This is a genomic window from Candidatus Pseudoscillospira sp. SGI.172 (assembly GCF_050313575.1).
Classification (GTDB): Bacteria; Bacillota; Clostridia; order Oscillospirales; family Oscillospiraceae; genus Vermiculatibacterium.
In genome coordinates this window covers 35760-51407 of the sequence record NZ_JBNPLQ010000020.1, presented here as the reverse complement: position 1 = coordinate 51407, position 15648 = coordinate 35760, and the positions used below count along the sequence as shown (strand labels likewise).

General features: G+C 56.9%; 16 protein-coding genes. 14 read left to right on the top strand and 2 right to left on the bottom strand.

Annotated elements, in window-relative coordinates; all coding sequences use genetic code 11:
- Nucleotides 1–452 (bottom strand): helix-turn-helix transcriptional regulator (locus tag ACQRD3_RS08950; protein ID WP_427781080.1); only part of this gene is annotated, 452 nt, incomplete at its 3' end.
- Nucleotides 453–600: 148 nt separating this feature from the next.
- Here ACQRD3_RS08950 and sfsA point away from each other — a divergent pair.
- From sfsA to ACQRD3_RS08890, 12 genes are all read left to right on the top strand, one after another.
- Complete coding sequence (sfsA, locus tag ACQRD3_RS08945) at nt 601–1302, top strand: DNA/RNA nuclease SfsA (RefSeq protein ID WP_427781078.1); 702 nt, start codon at nt 601–603, stop codon at nt 1300–1302.
- 196 nt (nt 1303–1498) lie between these two features.
- Nucleotides 1499–1741: a ribosomal L7Ae/L30e/S12e/Gadd45 family protein gene (locus ACQRD3_RS08940; protein ID WP_080908698.1), complete on the top strand. Its 243-nt coding sequence runs from the start codon at nt 1499–1501 to the stop codon at nt 1739–1741.
- An 83-nt stretch (nt 1742–1824) separates the two neighbouring features.
- Nucleotides 1825–2259 (top strand): 30S ribosomal protein S12, encoded by a 435-nt coding sequence (gene rpsL / locus ACQRD3_RS08935; protein ID WP_080908697.1) that lies wholly within the window; start codon nt 1825–1827, stop codon nt 2257–2259.
- A 204-nt stretch (nt 2260–2463) separates the two neighbouring features.
- A complete protein-coding gene (gene rpsG, locus ACQRD3_RS08930) occupies nt 2464–2934 on the top strand; it encodes a 30S ribosomal protein S7 (RefSeq protein WP_198933331.1) in 471 nt (156 codons plus the stop codon).
- An 18-nt stretch (nt 2935–2952) separates the two neighbouring features.
- Nucleotides 2953–5061: an elongation factor G gene (gene fusA / locus ACQRD3_RS08925; protein WP_080908695.1), complete on the top strand. Its 2109-nt coding sequence runs from the start codon at nt 2953–2955 to the stop codon at nt 5059–5061.
- 111 nt (nt 5062–5172) lie between these two features.
- Nucleotides 5173–6375: an elongation factor Tu gene (gene tuf / locus ACQRD3_RS08920; protein WP_080908694.1), complete on the top strand. Its 1203-nt coding sequence runs from the start codon at nt 5173–5175 to the stop codon at nt 6373–6375.
- 234 nt (nt 6376–6609) lie between these two features.
- Nucleotides 6610–7164, top strand: a complete 555-nt coding sequence (locus ACQRD3_RS08915) for a cupin domain-containing protein (RefSeq protein ID WP_080908693.1) — start codon at nt 6610–6612, stop codon at nt 7162–7164.
- A 289-nt stretch (nt 7165–7453) separates the two neighbouring features.
- Nucleotides 7454–8269, top strand: a complete 816-nt coding sequence (locus ACQRD3_RS08910) for an alpha/beta hydrolase (protein WP_080908692.1) — start codon at nt 7454–7456, stop codon at nt 8267–8269.
- A gap of 47 nt (nt 8270–8316) precedes the next feature.
- The gene (nhaC, locus tag ACQRD3_RS08905) at nt 8317–9735 is read left to right on the top strand and encodes a Na+/H+ antiporter NhaC (RefSeq protein WP_198933329.1); all 1419 of its coding nucleotides are present in this window, start codon (nt 8317–8319) and stop codon (nt 9733–9735) included.
- A gap of 48 nt (nt 9736–9783) precedes the next feature.
- A complete protein-coding gene (locus ACQRD3_RS08900) occupies nt 9784–11130 on the top strand; it encodes a D-serine ammonia-lyase (RefSeq protein WP_080908690.1) in 1347 nt (448 codons plus the stop codon).
- 225 nt (nt 11131–11355) lie between these two features.
- Nucleotides 11356–12189 carry a mechanosensitive ion channel domain-containing protein gene (locus ACQRD3_RS08895; protein ID WP_080908689.1) on the top strand — a complete coding sequence of 278 codons (834 nt, stop codon included), beginning with the start codon at nt 11356–11358 and terminating at the stop codon, nt 12187–12189.
- A 15-nt stretch (nt 12190–12204) separates the two neighbouring features.
- Complete coding sequence (locus ACQRD3_RS08890; RefSeq protein ID WP_080908688.1) at nt 12205–12774, top strand: hypothetical protein; 570 nt, start codon at nt 12205–12207, stop codon at nt 12772–12774.
- A gap of 102 nt (nt 12775–12876) precedes the next feature.
- On the opposite strand, the gene ACQRD3_RS08885 is transcribed toward ACQRD3_RS08890, so the two are convergent.
- On the bottom strand, nt 12877–13341 hold the full coding sequence (locus ACQRD3_RS08885) for a DUF4830 domain-containing protein (RefSeq protein ID WP_080908687.1): 465 nt from the start codon (nt 13339–13341) through the stop codon (nt 12877–12879).
- Between the two features lie 104 nt (nt 13342–13445).
- Here ACQRD3_RS08885 and ACQRD3_RS08880 point away from each other — a divergent pair, with 104 nt between their 5' ends.
- Complete coding sequence (locus tag ACQRD3_RS08880; RefSeq protein WP_080908686.1) at nt 13446–14192, top strand: pseudouridine synthase; 747 nt, start codon at nt 13446–13448, stop codon at nt 14190–14192.
- A 173-nt stretch (nt 14193–14365) separates the two neighbouring features.
- On the top strand, nt 14366–15457 hold the full coding sequence (locus ACQRD3_RS08875) for a helix-turn-helix domain-containing protein (RefSeq protein WP_080908685.1): 1092 nt from the start codon (nt 14366–14368) through the stop codon (nt 15455–15457).
- Nucleotides 15458–15648: the final 191 nt, after the last annotated feature.

The window sequence follows — 15648 nt, the reverse complement described above, 5'->3', positions numbered from 1 at the left end:
GTCCTGAGCTCTTTCCGAATGGCCTGGGACAGAAGTGCCTGTCCCTCAGAGGAACGCAGGGCGTCCAATACCGCGGCGCGCAGCGCATCCTGAAACTTTCGGCCGGAGAGGAGCGCGTCAAACATGGTTCCCTGTTCGCCGGAAGGGGTGGTGGCGGCCTGGGACGCCGGGCGTTTGGATGCGGGGACCGGCGCGTTGGCCGCCGTATCGGAAAAGTCTGCGTTCATCCAGTTGTCCATGGTGGTGCGGTCGTTGCTCTCACCCCGGAGATAGAACAGAGAGACATCAAAAAAGGCAGCGATTTTGCTCTGCTGCTCCTGCGTGGGCGTCTGACGCCCCGTCTCAAATTTTTCAATCGACAGCCTGGGGAAGCCAAGAGAGGCAGCCAGGGCCGGGCGGCTCAGATTCCGCTCAGTGCGCAGTGCCTCGATTCGCTGTGCCATAGTAACCATAGAAGGGTCCCTCCTTATTTGCAGTTTCCTGTATCATAGCACAACCGCGGCCGGTGGGCAACGGGTTTTGAGATGCGCGGAGGCATGTGATGAATACAGGTGGAGAGATTTGTAATAGAATGAAAAGTCAAAGGGCAGGGGAGAGAACATGAGATATCACACCATTCAAAAGGCAACTTTTTTGACGCGGCCGAACCGTTTTATTGCCCGGGTCGCTCTGAACGGGGAGGAGCTTGCCGTCCATGTGAAGAATACGGGGCGCTGCCGGGAACTGCTGGTGCCGGGGGCTTCCGTATATCTGGCAAAAGCGGACAACCCTGCCCGTAAGACTCAATTTGATTTGGTGGCGGTAGAGAAGGGGAAGAGACTGATCAACATGGACGCTCAGGCGCCCAACCAACTTTTTCGAGAGTGGGCCGAGAGCGGAAAGTTCCGCTCTGGATTGACACTGCTTCGACCCGAAACTGTCTGGGGAAATTCCAGGTTTGATTTTTATTGGGAAGGGAACAGCCCTTTGCCCGACGGGCCCCCTGCCCGGGGGTTTGTGGAAGTGAAGGGCTGTACGCTGGAGGAAGAGGGGTGGGCCTGGTTTCCGGACGCGCCCACGCAACGTGGGGTGAAGCATCTGGAGGAGCTCATCCGGGCCCGGACAGAGGGGTATGAGGCCGCCGTCTGTTTTGTCATCCAGATGGAGGGCGTCTCAGGCTTCTCGCCCAATGACCGTACCCACCCGGCTTTTGGCGCAGCACTCCGCCAGGCGGAACAGGCGGGAGTAGATGTGCTGGCTTATGAGTGCGCTGTTACGCCGGAGGAGGTCACGCTGACGAGGCGGGTCCCCGTCAGACTGTGAGTGCATGCATCTTTTATAAGGTAGGAGCGGGCGGCTGAAGGGCCGCCCGCTTCCTTTGGGGCCGTAAGGGGAAAAGACTTTTTGACGTGAAAAATTTCTTGACTTCATAATAGCGGTATGATATAATCCCTTCTTGTGTGGGTATCCCCATTAAGAGGGCACCATTATGCCCATTTCCAGAATAGGAGGCTGACCAATGCGCTCGGATCTCTCCGGACAATCAAAAGTCGTGGGCGCCAAGCAGGTCAGACGGGCTCTGGAAGCCGGGACAGCCCAGGTGGTGCTGCTGGCTGATGACGCCGATCCCCGGGTGACGGAGCCCATTGTCCGCCTTTGCGAAGCGCAAAGTGTGGGCGTGGAGCGCGGATATACCATGAAGGATCTGGGCCGCGCCTGCGGTCTGGCTGTGGGTTCCGCCGTAGCAGCTCTTCTGGCTTGAGCTGTTTCTTTGATTTTAGCGGGATAATTTTCGGATGATCCTGTTAAAATATAGTATTGACCAAGAAAGAAAGGAGGAAAATTATGCCTACGTTTAACCAGCTCGTTCGCAAGGGCCGTCAGCAGGCGACTTACAAATCCAATTCCCCCGCCATGCAGTTCGGTCTGAACACCCTGAAGAACAAGGAGACCGATCTGCCTTCTCCCCAGAAGAGAGGTGTGTGCACCGCGGTTCGTACCTCCACCCCGAAGAAGCCGAACTCCGCTCTGCGGAAGATCGCCCGTGTCAAGCTGACCAACGGCTACGAGGTCACCGCCTATATCCCCGGTGTGGGCCACAACCTGCAGGAGCACTCTGTGGTCATGATCCGCGGCGGCCGTGTCAAGGATCTGCCCGGCGTTCGTTACCACATCATCCGCGGCTCTTTGGATACTCAGGGCGTCAACGGCCGTATGCAGGCCCGTTCCAAGTACGGCGCCAAGCGGCCCAAGGCCGGAAAAACCGCCGCCAAGAAGTGATTTTTCTGCGGGAAAATTGCTCTAACTAAAGTGAACTGTTGCGCACAGTGCGCAAGGCAGCAGCCTTGCCCGGAAGCGTTTATCATATAGATATTCGTTTCTTCGGCGGGCACTGGACAAGCAGGCACTTGTCTTACACGGGACGCCGGAAGCGTCCGGCGTTTCGAGTACCTATGAAATCATACTATGAAGGAGGGAAGCAAAGTGCCCAGAAGAGGAAATGTATCCAAGCGGGAGATTCTCCCTGATCCTATGTACAATTCTGTCCTGGTGACCAAGCTCACCAACAGCATCATGCTCGATGGTAAAAAGGGCGTGGCACAGAAGGTCGTCTACGGCGCCTTTGATCTGATCCAGGAGAAGTCCGGCAAGGACCCCCTGGAGGCGTTTAACACCGCCATGGAGAATATCATGCCGTCTCTGGAGGTCAAGGCCCGCCGCGTGGGCGGCGCCACCTACCAGGTGCCTATCGAGGTTCGCCCTGAGCGGCGGCAGACCCTGGGGCTGCGCTGGCTGACCAGCTACGCCCGCAACCGGAGCGAGAAGACCATGAAGGAGCGGCTTGCCGGCGAGATCATGGACGCGTCCAACGGTGTCGGCGGCGCTGTCAAGAAGCGCGAAGACGTGCACAAGATGGCGCAGTCCAACCAGGCGTTCGCTCACTATCGCTGGTAAGATTGAGGAGTTTGGAATATGCCTAGAAAAGTATCCCTGCATGATACCCGAAATATCGGGATCATGGCCCATATCGATGCCGGCAAGACCACGACGACCGAGCGTATCCTTTACTACACCGGCGTCAACTATAAGATCGGCGAGACCCACGACGGCACCGCCACCATGGACTGGATGGCCCAGGAGCAGGAGCGTGGCATCACCATCACTTCCGCCGCCACCACCTGTTACTGGAAGGGGACCAAGGATCAGTTCCCCCAGACCAGAATCAACATCATCGACACCCCGGGCCACGTGGATTTCACTGTCGAGGTGGAGCGCTCTCTGCGCGTGCTGGACGGCTCTGTGACCGTCATGTGCGCCAAGGGCGGCGTGGAGCCCCAGTCCGAGACTGTGTGGCGTCAGGCCGACCACTATCAGGTCCCCCGCATGATCTACGTCAACAAGATGGACATCATGGGCGCTGATTTCTTCAACGTGCTGAACATGATCCATGACCGTCTGAAGTGTAATGCCGTGCCCATCCAGCTTCCCATTGGCCGGGAGGATACCTTCAAGGGCATCATCGACCTGGTGGAGATGGATGCGGACATTTACTACGACGAGATGGGCAAGGACATGCGCGTGGAGGAGATCCCCGCCGACATGCTTGAGCTGGCCCGGGAGTACCGTTCCAAGCTGCTCGACGCCGTGGCCGACATCGACGACGAGATCATGGAGTTGGTGCTGGAAGAGAAGGATGTGCCTCAGGATATGATCCGCAAGGCCATCCGCAAGGGCACCATCGCCAACAAACTGGTGCCCGTCACCTGCGGCACCTCTTATAGGAACAAGGGCGTACAGAAGCTGTTGGACGCGATCGTGGATTATATGCCCTCTCCGCTGGACATCCCGGCCATCAAGGGTACCAATCCCGAGACCGGTGAAGAGGACGAGCGTCCCGCCGATGACAATGCCCCCTTCTCCGCCCTGGCGTTCAAGATCATGACCGACCCCTTCGTGGGCCGTCTGTCCTTCTTCCGCGTCTATTCCGGCATGCTGGCCACCGGTTCTTCCGTGCTCAATGCCACGAAGAACAACAAGGAGCGCATGGGCCGCATCCTGCAGATGCACGCCAACCACCGGGAGGATATCGAGGAGGTCTACGCCGGCGACATCGCCGCCGCCGTGGGCCTGAAGAACACCACCACCGGCGACACCCTGTGTGATGAGAAGCACCCCATCATTCTGGAGTCCATGGAGTTCCCCGACCCCGTTATCCGGGTGGCCATCGAGCCCAAGACCAAGGCCGGCCAGGAGAAGATGGGCGTGGCCCTGATGAAGCTGGCAGAAGAGGACCCCACCTTTAAGACCTGGACCGACGAAGAGACTGGCCAGACCATCATCGCCGGCATGGGCGAGCTCCATCTGGAGATCATTGTGGACCGTCTGCTCCGCGAGTTCAAGGTGGAGGCCAACGTGGGCGCTCCCCAGGTCGCCTACAAGGAGACCATCAAGAAGGTCACCGAGCAGGAGACCAAGTATGCCCGCCAGTCCGGCGGCAAGGGCCAGTACGGCCACGTCCGCATCACTGTGGAACCCAACGAGTCCGGCAAAGGTTACGAGTTCGTCAACGCCATCACCGGCGGTGTCATTCCCAAGGAATATATCCCCGCGGTCGATCAGGGCATTCAGGGTGCCATGCAGGCCGGTGTTCTTGCCGGCTATCCCGTGGTGGACGTCAAGGTCAGCCTGACCTACGGCTCCTACCACGAGGTGGACTCCTCTGAAATGGCCTTTAAGATCGCCGGTTCCATGGCTTTTAAGGAGGCCATGCGCAAGGCAAATCCCTGCCTGCTGGAGCCCATCATGAAGGTGGACGTCATTGTCCCCTCCGACTATATGGGCGACGTCATCGGCGACCTGAACAGCCGCCGCGGCCAGATCCAGGGCATGACTTCCCGCCCCGGCGCCGAGCAGATCGACGCACTGGTGCCTCTGAGCGAGATGTTTGGCTATGCCACGGACCTGCGTTCCCGCACCCAGGGCCGCGGCCAGTATTCCATGGAGCCCCACAGCTATGTGGAGATCCCCAAGAACATCGCCGACAAGATCATTGCCGAGCGTGGCCGCAAGGACGGGGAATAAGCAATTTTGTTGTTGCTTTTTTCCTGCTGATACGGTAAAATAGTCCTGCATTTCCCCACTATTTGCAAAATCATAAAACACGAAACGTGTATTATAAGGAGGATATTCAACATGGGTAAGCAGAAGTTTGAACGCACGAAGCCCCACGTTAACATCGGCACCATTGGCCACGTCGACCACGGCAAGACCACCCTGACCGCCGCCATCACCCGCTGGCTGTCCCTCCAGGGCAAGGCCCAGTTCGAGGCTTATGACGCCATTGATAAGGCTCCCGAGGAGAAGGAGCGCGGCATCACCATCAACACCGCTCACGTGGAGTACGAGACCGAAGCTCGTCACTATGCCCACGTCGACTGCCCGGGCCACGCCGACTATATCAAGAACATGATCACCGGCGCTGCTCAGATGGACGGCGCCATCCTGGTCATCGCCGCCACCGACGGCCCCATGGCTCAGACCCGTGAGCACATCCTGCTGGCCCGCCAGGTGGGCGTGCCCGCCATCGTTGTGTTCCTGAACAAGTGCGACCAGCTGGACGATCCCGAGCTGCTCGAGCTGGTGGAGATGGAAGTGCGTGAGCTGCTCTCCAAGTACGAGTTCCCCGGCGACGACATCCCCATCATCAAGGGCTCCGCTCTGAACGCCCTGATCTGCGAGAACACCGATCCCAACGCTCCCGAGTATGCCTGCATCAAGGAGCTGATGGACGCTGTCGACAACTATATCCCCACTCCTGACCGCAAGGTCGACCAGCCCTTCCTGATGCCCGTTGAGGACGTCTTCACCATCTCCGGCCGCGGCACCGTGGCCACTGGCCGTGTCGAGCGTGGCTTGGTGAAGATGGGCGACGAAGTTGAGATCGTGGGCCTGATGGATGAGAAGAAGAAGACCACCATCACCGGCATCGAAATGTTCCACAAGATGATGGACGAGGCTCAGGCCGGCGACAACATCGGCTCTCTGCTGCGCGGCATCGCCAAGACCGACATTGAGCGCGGCCAGGTCATCTCCAAGCCCGGCTCCATCCATCCCCACACCAAGTTCAAGGGTCAGGTCTACGTCCTGTCCAAGGACGAGGGCGGCCGTCACACCCCCTTCTTCAACAACTATCGTCCTCAGTTCTACTTCCGTACCACCGACGTTACCGGTGTCATCTCCCTGCCCGAGGGCGTTGAGATGTGCATGCCTGGCGATAACGTCGACATGGACGTGGAGCTGATCACCCCCATCGCCATTGAGAAGGGCCTGCGTTTCGCTATCCGTGAGGGTGGCCACACCGTGGGTTCCGGCGTTGTCATTGAGATCAACGAGTAATTAAGACAAGAGAAGGGGCCTCGCCGCAATGCGGCGGGGCCCTTTTTTGCTTCTGGGGTGAAGGGCTGCCGCTTTATCGGCGACTTGCAAGGGAAAGGTGGATGTGGTACAATAATTGCGAAACAGCAGTTATGCCGCATTTAACGCGATTGGTTCCCGGCCCCGCCGAGAGCTATGAGGCAAATTCCAACGTAAGGCTCCTGCAAAATTTGTAAAAGTAATCGAGGGCGCAAGATGGATGAACTGGAAATTGGGAAAAAGGTGCGGAATTACCGGACGGAGCGAAAAATGACAATCCGGGAGCTGGCTCAGCAAACAGGTCTTACTGCCTCTATGCTCAGTCAGATTGAACGGGATTTGGTGAATCCATCCATTAATACAATGAAATTGATTGCTGGAGTGCTGGGTGTGCCGATGTTCCGCTTTTTTAAGGAGGATATGCCAGTTCAGGACTTGGTTGTGCGCCGGGATATGAGAAAGACGATCGGACGGCCAGAGCACAAGGACGTAAGTTACGACCTTCTTACGCCCGACACTTTAGGGAGCATTGAGTTTTGTCTGATGTGTATTCCGCCCGACAGCAACAGTGCCGATGTGTCTCAAACTCATACAGGGGAAGAGGTTGCCTATGTAGATGAGGGAGACGTGGAGGTAGTGATAGCCGGGGTGCCGTATGAGCTTCATGCCGGAGACAGCATCCGTATCCCCCAGCTCACTGAGCACACTTGGAGAAATAAGACCGATCAGACAGTAAAAGTTATTTTTGCACTATCCCCCCCCAGCTTTTGAGGTATTATGGAGCAACCGTCCGGTTACTTTGTGTCAGTTGCCGATCCATTCTACTTTTTTGACGCTTAGAGCCGCTCTGCTTTTTGCAGAGCGGCTCTTTTATTTGTCAAAGTAACAAAATGCTTCAGCGAAAATTATATATAATTAACAAAAATAAATTACACTTATTTTATTTAACTAAAAGAGTTGACACATGCGGAATATTAAATTATACTAAACAAAGAAAAAGGAATAATTAATTTCCGAAAGATTAATTCCTAACTAAGGAAGCAAAAAGGGAGGATAACTGTTGGAACGCTATGTGACATGTGAAAGTGGTGGACTGACTCTGCGGGGGATGCTCCACATACCTGAGGGAAGCGGAAAAAAGCTGCCCATGGTGATTCTGTTTCATGGGCTGTGCGACGATCGGGCGGAGATTAATTTTGTTCATACGGAGCTGTCCCGGCACCTTTGCCGGGCTGGGATTGCCAGTGTCCGCTTTGATTTTGCCGGCAGCGGCGAAAGCGACGGACGCTTTGAGGACATGACCGTTTCCCGCGAGGTGGCCGATGGCATTGCCATTCTGGACTACGTAAGGACTTTGGAGTTCGTGGATACCAGTCGGGTGGCCATCCACGGCTTAAGTATGGGAGGCTGTGTGGCCTCTATGGTGGCGGGGGAACGGGACGCCGACGTGTGTGCCCTCAGCTTGTGGTGCCCGGCACCAGATGTGATCTACCATATGAGGGAGAAAACCTTGTGCGGGCAGGATGTTTCTGACATTGAGGCGCTGGGATGCGCGGATGTGGAGGGGGTCAAGCTGGGTGTTGGGTTTTACTATGATGCACTCAAGCTGGATCCCTTCACCGTGGCCGCGAAATTTACCAAGCGAGTCAATCTGGTCCATGGGGACGCAGATATCACAGCGTCCCCGGAATGCTCTAAGCGGTACAAGGAGATTTACGGTGACCGAGCCAATCTGCTCTTGATTCCGGGGGCGGAGCACCGGTTTAAGTCCTTTTTCTACCGTTGGGCCAGAATGGATTCCGCTGTGCGGTTTTTGACCAGAGAACTGTTGGGAGAGGAAAAGGGGGTGAGCCCGTATATAGAAAACGCGGAATAGCCAGAACTTGAGTTGAAAGGAAGAGAAGCATGGAAAACGGGAAAATAATGAAAGAGCGAAAAATCCCTTCCCCGGCGTTTGCCGTCGTGTCTTTTGTCGTCATCATCACTGTGCTGGTTGTACTCATCAACTTAAATGTGGATACCACTATGTCTGTGTTCGCCGCGGCCATTATTGCTGCTGGCTGCGCCTTTGCACTGAGAATCCCCTGGGAGGAGATTGAAAGGACCTTGCTGAGAGTGGTGTCAGACTGTATTCCCACTTTCCTCATTGTGATTATGGTAGGAATGCTGGTGGGAATCTGGATGGCCGGCGGTACGGTGCCCTCCCTAATGTATTACGGCATGAAGCTGATCTCCCCCAAAATTTTGGTGCCCCTGTCCTTTGTCCTGTGCGCTCTGAGCGCTGAGTTTACCGGAACCTCCTTCGGCAGTGTGGCCACCATGGGACTTGCTATGGTGGGGGTGGCCTCTACTACCTCCGTTCCTGTGCCCCTGGTGATAGGCGCGGTGGTCTGCGGAGCCTGGTTTGGAGATAAAATGTCCCCGCTGTCCGACACAACCAATCTGGCCTCCGGCGTTAGCAAAGTGCCGCTGTATGAACACATCAACTCCATGCTGTACACTACTATTCCGGCTGCTGTGGTGGCCCTGGTGCTGTTTACCGTGGCGGGCCTGGTGTACAGCGGAGGCGAGATGGATGCCAGTAAGGCCGAGCTGATTTGCAGCACCCTCACTGCCCACTTCAAAATTAACCCGATTTTGATTCTGCCCGCCATTTTGGTGCTGCTGGTTTCTGTGTTCAAGCTGCCGGCCCTCCTGGGAATGGGCATCACGGTGGTGGTGAGCGTAATTTTCGCCATGGTATTTCAAGGAGTGGGTCTGGTAAAACTGATGAACTGCGCCGCCAACGGGTTCTCTATTGAAACCGGCGTGGCGCTGGTAGACCCCATGCTGAATCGAGGGGGCATTACCAGCATGACCGGTCTGCTGGTCACCTTTATGATCGCCAGCGTGATGGGCGGCATTATTACGGCTACCGGTATTCTGGACGTGCTGGCCAAGGACGTGCTGCTGAAATTCATTAAAAATAAATCGGTTCTGGTCATCACTACCTTGATTTACTGCTATATCGTCAATTTCCTCACTGCCGGCGGACAAACCGTGTCCATTATTGTCACGGAGCAGACCTTTGAGGACGCGTTTGATCGAATGAATATTCACCGCCGGGTTCTGTCCAGAACACTGGAGGATGCGGGTACCTTGAGCGCTCCTGTCGTACCTTGGGGTGTCGCAACGCTGTTTGTGATGAGTACTCTGGGCTGCGGTACCGAGTACATCAAATTTGCTTGGTTTATTTTTATTGTTCCGATTTTCTCCATCCTCTGTGCCGTCACTGGAATCGGCATGTGGGACAGGGAGGGCAATCCCCTTTGGAAAAAGGGTAAAAAAGTAGCAAAGGTCTGAACCGCTGGCAAGGAGAGTCCGGGGGTTCACGTAAGGAGAACAGAGCCAATGAAGGTTATTCAAGATAAGACGCCGGAGGAATGGAAGAAGGCGGTCCCGGTTCTCGAGGACCTGACAGCCTTGCGGGAGACAATGTGGCGCAATCCCCGCAAGCGTCCGGCGGAGCAGGGCATCTCGGCCTGCTCACTGGGGATGGAAGATATTCGAGACGCAGAGGCCCGGCTGAGGCGCTTTGCCCCATACCTGGCCCGGGTGTTTCCGGAGACAGCCCGAGCGGGAGGGATTTTGGAGTCCCCGCTGCGGGAAATTCCTTCCATGGCCGAGGCACTGGGCGTGAAAGAGCGCCTCATCCTAAAGTGTGACAGCCATCTGCCGGTCTCTGGCTCTATCAAGGCCAGGGGGGGCATTTATGAGGTGCTGTGCGTGGCGGAAAAAATAGCCCTGGAAAGCGGAATGCTCACCTTGGACACTGACTATGCTGTTCTGGCGGAGCCCCGTTTTTGGGAGCTCTTTTCCAAATATACGATCGCTGTGGGCTCCACCGGCAATCTGGGACTGTCCATCGGTATCATGAGCGCCAAACTGGGTTTTCAGGTCACGGTTCACATGTCGGCCGACGCACGTCAGTGGAAAAAGGATCTGCTGCGGGAAAAAGGAGTTACGGTGATCGAGTACGCCGAAGACTACAGTAAGGCGATCAGCGAGGGGCGCCGTCAGGCAGAGAAGGATCCTTGGTGCCACTTCGTAGACGATGAAAACTCCAAAAACCTTTTTCTGGGCTATGGAGTGGCCGCCCTCCGGCTCCAAAAGCAGTTGATGGAACAGAATGTCCCGGTGGATGAGGAACACCCTCTGTTTGTCTACTTGCCCTGTGGGGTGGGCGGAGGCCCGGGTGGAGTGGCATTTGGCCTTAAGCAGGTCTTTGGGGATGCCGTCCACTGCTTTTTTGCCGAGCCTACCCATGCGCCCTGTATGATTCTGGGCATGGCTACCCGGCTGCACGCGCAGGTGTGCGTGGGGGACTTCGGCATCGACAACCGCACCGCCGCCGATGGCTTGGCGGTGGGCCGTCCCTCCCAATTTGTGGGCAAGTTGATGGAACCCTTCCTGTCCGGGTGCTACACCATCTCCGACGAGCACCTGTATCGTCTGCTTACCCTGCTGGCGGAGCGGGAGGGAATCCGCCTGGAACCCAGTGCCCTGGCCGGAATGACTGGCCCGCAGTGGATCCTTCATACAGAGGCGGGCCTTTCATATCAGCGTCAGGAAGGGCTGACGGATAAAATGTCCGACAGTACCCACATCGTGTGGGCCACCGGCGGGAGTATGGTACCGGAAGCGGACTGGCTGTCCTATGAGAAGAAAGGAAAACAACTGCTGGCCGAGGGGCAATAAAAGGGGAGCGGACTTTATGTTGCGGTCATGACCATCAAACGATTTTTTTGATAGACCGAGCGCTGCTCCGGGGTGCTTGCGATGCAAGCACCCCGGAGCAGCTTTTTGATACGGCGTGAGGGAGACGGGGGACTCTTTACACAAGAAAAGGCGTTGCTTTTTTTCCAAATATATAATAAAATAAATAAAATAATGCCCCGTTTTCGGGGAATAGGGGGAGATGCCATGCCCACGAGCGTGGATACCGAGGCTGCGCAGGAGGCTTGGGGACAGATCAACCGGGTCTTGAAGAACTTTTCCTGGGAAAAAGCACTGGTGCTTGTCGGGCTGCTGGTGGCCTGCCTGGTGATCATCAAAGTGATTATGAAGCTGGCGGACCGGGCCATGGTGCGTTCCAAACTGGATCGGGGCGTGCGGACGTTTCTCCGCTCCGGGCTGAAGGCCATCCTGTGGCTGGTGGCGCTCTGTGTCCTGCTGGGCTATCTGGGTGTGCCCATGACCTCGCTGGTGGCGGTGCTCAGCGTGCTGGGCCTGGCCATTTCCCTGGCCGTGCAGGGTACCTTGTCCAATTTGGCGGGCGGGATCATGCTGTTGACAGCCCGCCCTTTTTCTGCCGGGGACTTTGTGGAGGCCGGCGGTGTGAGTGGAACGGTGAGCGAGGTGGGACTGGTCTACACCAAGCTGAATACGGTGGACAACAAGACGATCTTTGTGCCCAACGGGGAGATCTCCGGCAAGACCATCGTCAACTTTACCGCAGCCGATAAGCGGCAGGTGGAACTGAAGTTTACGGCCTCTTACGAGGCGCCTCAGGAGGCGGTGAGACGCTGCATCGCCAAAGTGGTGGGGGAGCATCCCCGGACGCTGCCCACTCCGGCGCCGCTCATCCGGGTCAGCGCCTACAAGGAGAGCTCCGTGGAGTATATTCTGCGGGTCTGGTGTGCCACGGAAGACTACTGGGAGGTCCACTATGACCTTTTGGAACAGGTGAAGGGGGCTTTTGACGCTGCCGGTGTCGAGATGACATACGAACATCTGAACGTTCATCTGATGAAGTAAAGGGGTAATCGTAACATGGGAGAGACTCGGAGCGCCGCGGTCAAGGGGCTGCGGCTGGTATTCATCGCACAGATCCTCTACGTTGTTTCGGTGGTTCTGGTGTGCCTGACCGCACTGGGGCCTGTGGTCACCATTCTGTATGTGGCCACCGATGTGATCAGTCTGGCGCTGACAGCGGTTGGCCTGAGCGTTGCCATGAGGGCAGACAGCGGATATCGCGTGGCCCTGTTTTTTGCGCTGAGTGTGCTGGTGTGTGATATCCTGACCGCCATCACCGGAAGTTGGATCTTCCTGCTTCTGCGGGCAATTTCCTTGATCTTGTCCTATATGGGGATGGCCTATGTCTGCGATACCACCACCCGGCTGTGCAAGGGGGAGCGGGAGGTCGCGAAGCTGGAAGAAAGCGCCCGCAAGCTCTACCTGGGCTGTACGGCGATCGCGGTGCTCTGCCAGGGTCTCTCCATGGTGACCGCCCTGAGCGACATGGGTGGATTTATGAACCTGGTCTCTCGCTTCCTCCAGGCAGTAGGGACGATTTACTACATCTATTTTCTGCATGTGGGACGGGACAAGCTCATCCGTTGAGTGTGCTGGACGGGCTGAGAAAGGAAAGGGAAGGAAGCAGACTGGCGTCAGGCTCTCTGACGCCAGTCTCCGCGTTCAGGGCAATTTGCCTCCTATACCCGCTCAGGTGGGCATTTCCAGGCCGTGGAGAAAGCCGTCCCCCAGGATCTCTCCTCCCACCACAGTGTTGCGGAAGAGCAGAAGGTGAGCCTTCACACCGGCATCTCCCGTGGGGTAGTTCCCCACGCTGTATGTGTACCGTTTGACCCTTTTCCCTGCGTATTTGGTCAGGTCAAAGCCCTGACCGGACTGGAGCGAGAGGTACTCGGAGTACTCCGGACCGAAGTCCTTCGGAAGCTCCAGCTCCTCCACAGTGACGGCATCCGGAGAGACCTGCCAGCCCCAGGCCCCCAGATAGGCGATTCGATCTTCCTCTGTCTTGATTCCCTTCGGGCTGATCGAGGCGGAGGCCTCGGCACCCCGACCGCCCAGCACCGTGGCGGCCAGCACCGCGCCGCAGACGATCACCGCTGCTGCCAAAACCAGATATATCTTGCGCCGATTGACTTTTGCCGTCCAGATGAACACAATGATCTCCCCTTTGCCCTTTGACCTCTGATCAAATTCTATGGTAGGCGGTGGAAAAATATGATAGGCTTAGCAAAAGAGAGTACAAAGAGAGGGGGACGCGGATGGAGCGTCTGGATAAAATTTTAGCCGGGACCGGGCGCTGGTCCCGCCGGGAGGCGGCAGAGCTGATCCGCACAGGGCGGGTGACAGTGGATGGTGCGGTGGCCGGGAGCCGGGAGGCAAAATTCCCGGAGACCGCCTGCTTCCAGGTGGATGGGGAGGACATCTCCGGAAGCGCCCGGGTCTATCTCATGCTCAACAAGCCGGCCGGGCTGGTCTCGGCTACGGATGACCCACGGCAGCCCACCGTGCTCTCTCTGCTGCCCGAGCACCTGAGGCGGGTCGGGCTGTTCCCGGCCGGGCGGCTGGACAAGGACACGGTGGGCCTGCTCCTGCTCACAAACGACGGACCGCTGGCCCACGGACTGCTGTCGCCCAGGCGGCATGTGGACAAGACCTATCTGGTACGGGTGGACGGAGTGCTGGATGAGGGCGATGCGGCCGCGTTCCAGGCGGGAATGGTCCTGGCCAGCGGGCTCCACTGCCTTCCGGCCGTGCTGGAGCCGCGGGGGGACGGGGAGGCCTTGGTGACGCTGCGGGAGGGGAAGTACCACCAGATCAAACGGATGCTGGCCGCCCGGGGGAAGCCTGTGACCTTCCTGAAACGCCTCACCTTCGGACCTCTGACGCTGGACGAACAGTTGGTTCCCGGTTCGTGGAGGCCGCTGTCGGACCTTGAATTGGAGGCACTGCGGCGGGCGGGAACGACGGGATCTGAGAGGATTCGGCATTTTCCACAAAAAAAGTGAAATTTGCTATTGAAAAGGGAGAAAAAAGCCGCTATAATAATATTCGTGTGAATCGCCTGCGCCACGGGGATCTATCTGTGCGAAATTGTATACTTTGTGCAGAAATGGACGCAGGTCATTGAAAATGTACGCGTGACCACCCGGATGGGAATTAAGGTAAGGAGGCATTCCAGATGTCCAATCGGATTTTTCAGAGTGTCGTGTTACAGATGAAGGAAGGGACTGACCGGGTGATCGGCGTGATCGACGCCGAGGGGACCGTGGTGGCCTGCGATGAGCTCTCTTTGATCGGAGAGCGTTGGGGCGAAGTAGTGGGGCAGCTCAATGCGGCGGAAAACGGCATGGTCCGCTTTGAGGGGCGCACTTTTAAGGCTCTGGCAAGCTGGGGCACCCAGTTCGACTACGCGGGTTTTGTTCAGGGCGAGGACGACGTGGCGAAGGGGCTGTGCTGCCTGTCGGCAGTGGCTTTTAATGGGGCCAAGCAGAGCTATGAGGAAAAGCACGACAAGGGGACTTTTGTCAAGAACATCATCTCAGACAACATTCTGCTGGGGGATATTTACGTTCGGGCCAAGGAGCTCCATTTTGTCTGCGACGTGCCCCGGGGCGTTTTTCTGGTGCGGCAGCCGGAGCCTGCCGATCCTGCAATGATCGACACGATCCAGGCCATGTTCCCCGACAAGCAGATCGATTTCGTCCTCTCCATCAGTGAGACCGATGTGGCGGTCATCAAGCAGATGCCGGAGGGGACCGAGAGCAAGCGGCTGGACAAAATCGCCCGCCAGATCGAGGATGGGCTTATGTCCGAACTGGATTTGAAGCCGGTGGTGGGTATCGGTACGGTGGTCACCAACATCCGGGATCTGGCCCGCTCCTATAAGGAAGCCCAGATGGCCATTGAGGTGGGAAAGGTTTTTGATACCGAGCGCAGCGTCATCAACTACGACAATCTGGGCATTGGCCGGCTGATCTATCAGCTGCCCACCACCCTGTGTGAGATGTTCCTCCAAGAGGTCTTTAAGAAAAACCCAATCGACGCGCTGGATCAGGAGACGCTGTTCACCATCAACAAATTCTTTGAGAACAATCTGAATGTGTCCGAGACCGCCCGAAAGCTCTTTGTCCACCGGAACACTCTGGTTTACCGGCTGGAGAAGATCAAAAAACTCACGGGGCTGGATCTGCGGGAGTTTGACGACGCCATCACCTTCAAGGTGGCTCTGATGGTCAAGAAATACCTGGTCTCCCGGGGGATCGACAACTGACTTTCTCTTTCAAGAGAAAGTCAGCAAAGAGAACCTTGATAGAAGGGCCTGCGGACAGCCGACGCGAAACGGGAAACCGGCAAAGAGAACTTTGATAGAAGATCCTTACGCATCATACATAAAAGAGTAAACGTGATTGACAATCGAACCCAGCGGTCCGCCGCCTGTGTCTGATTGTCAATCGCTTTATG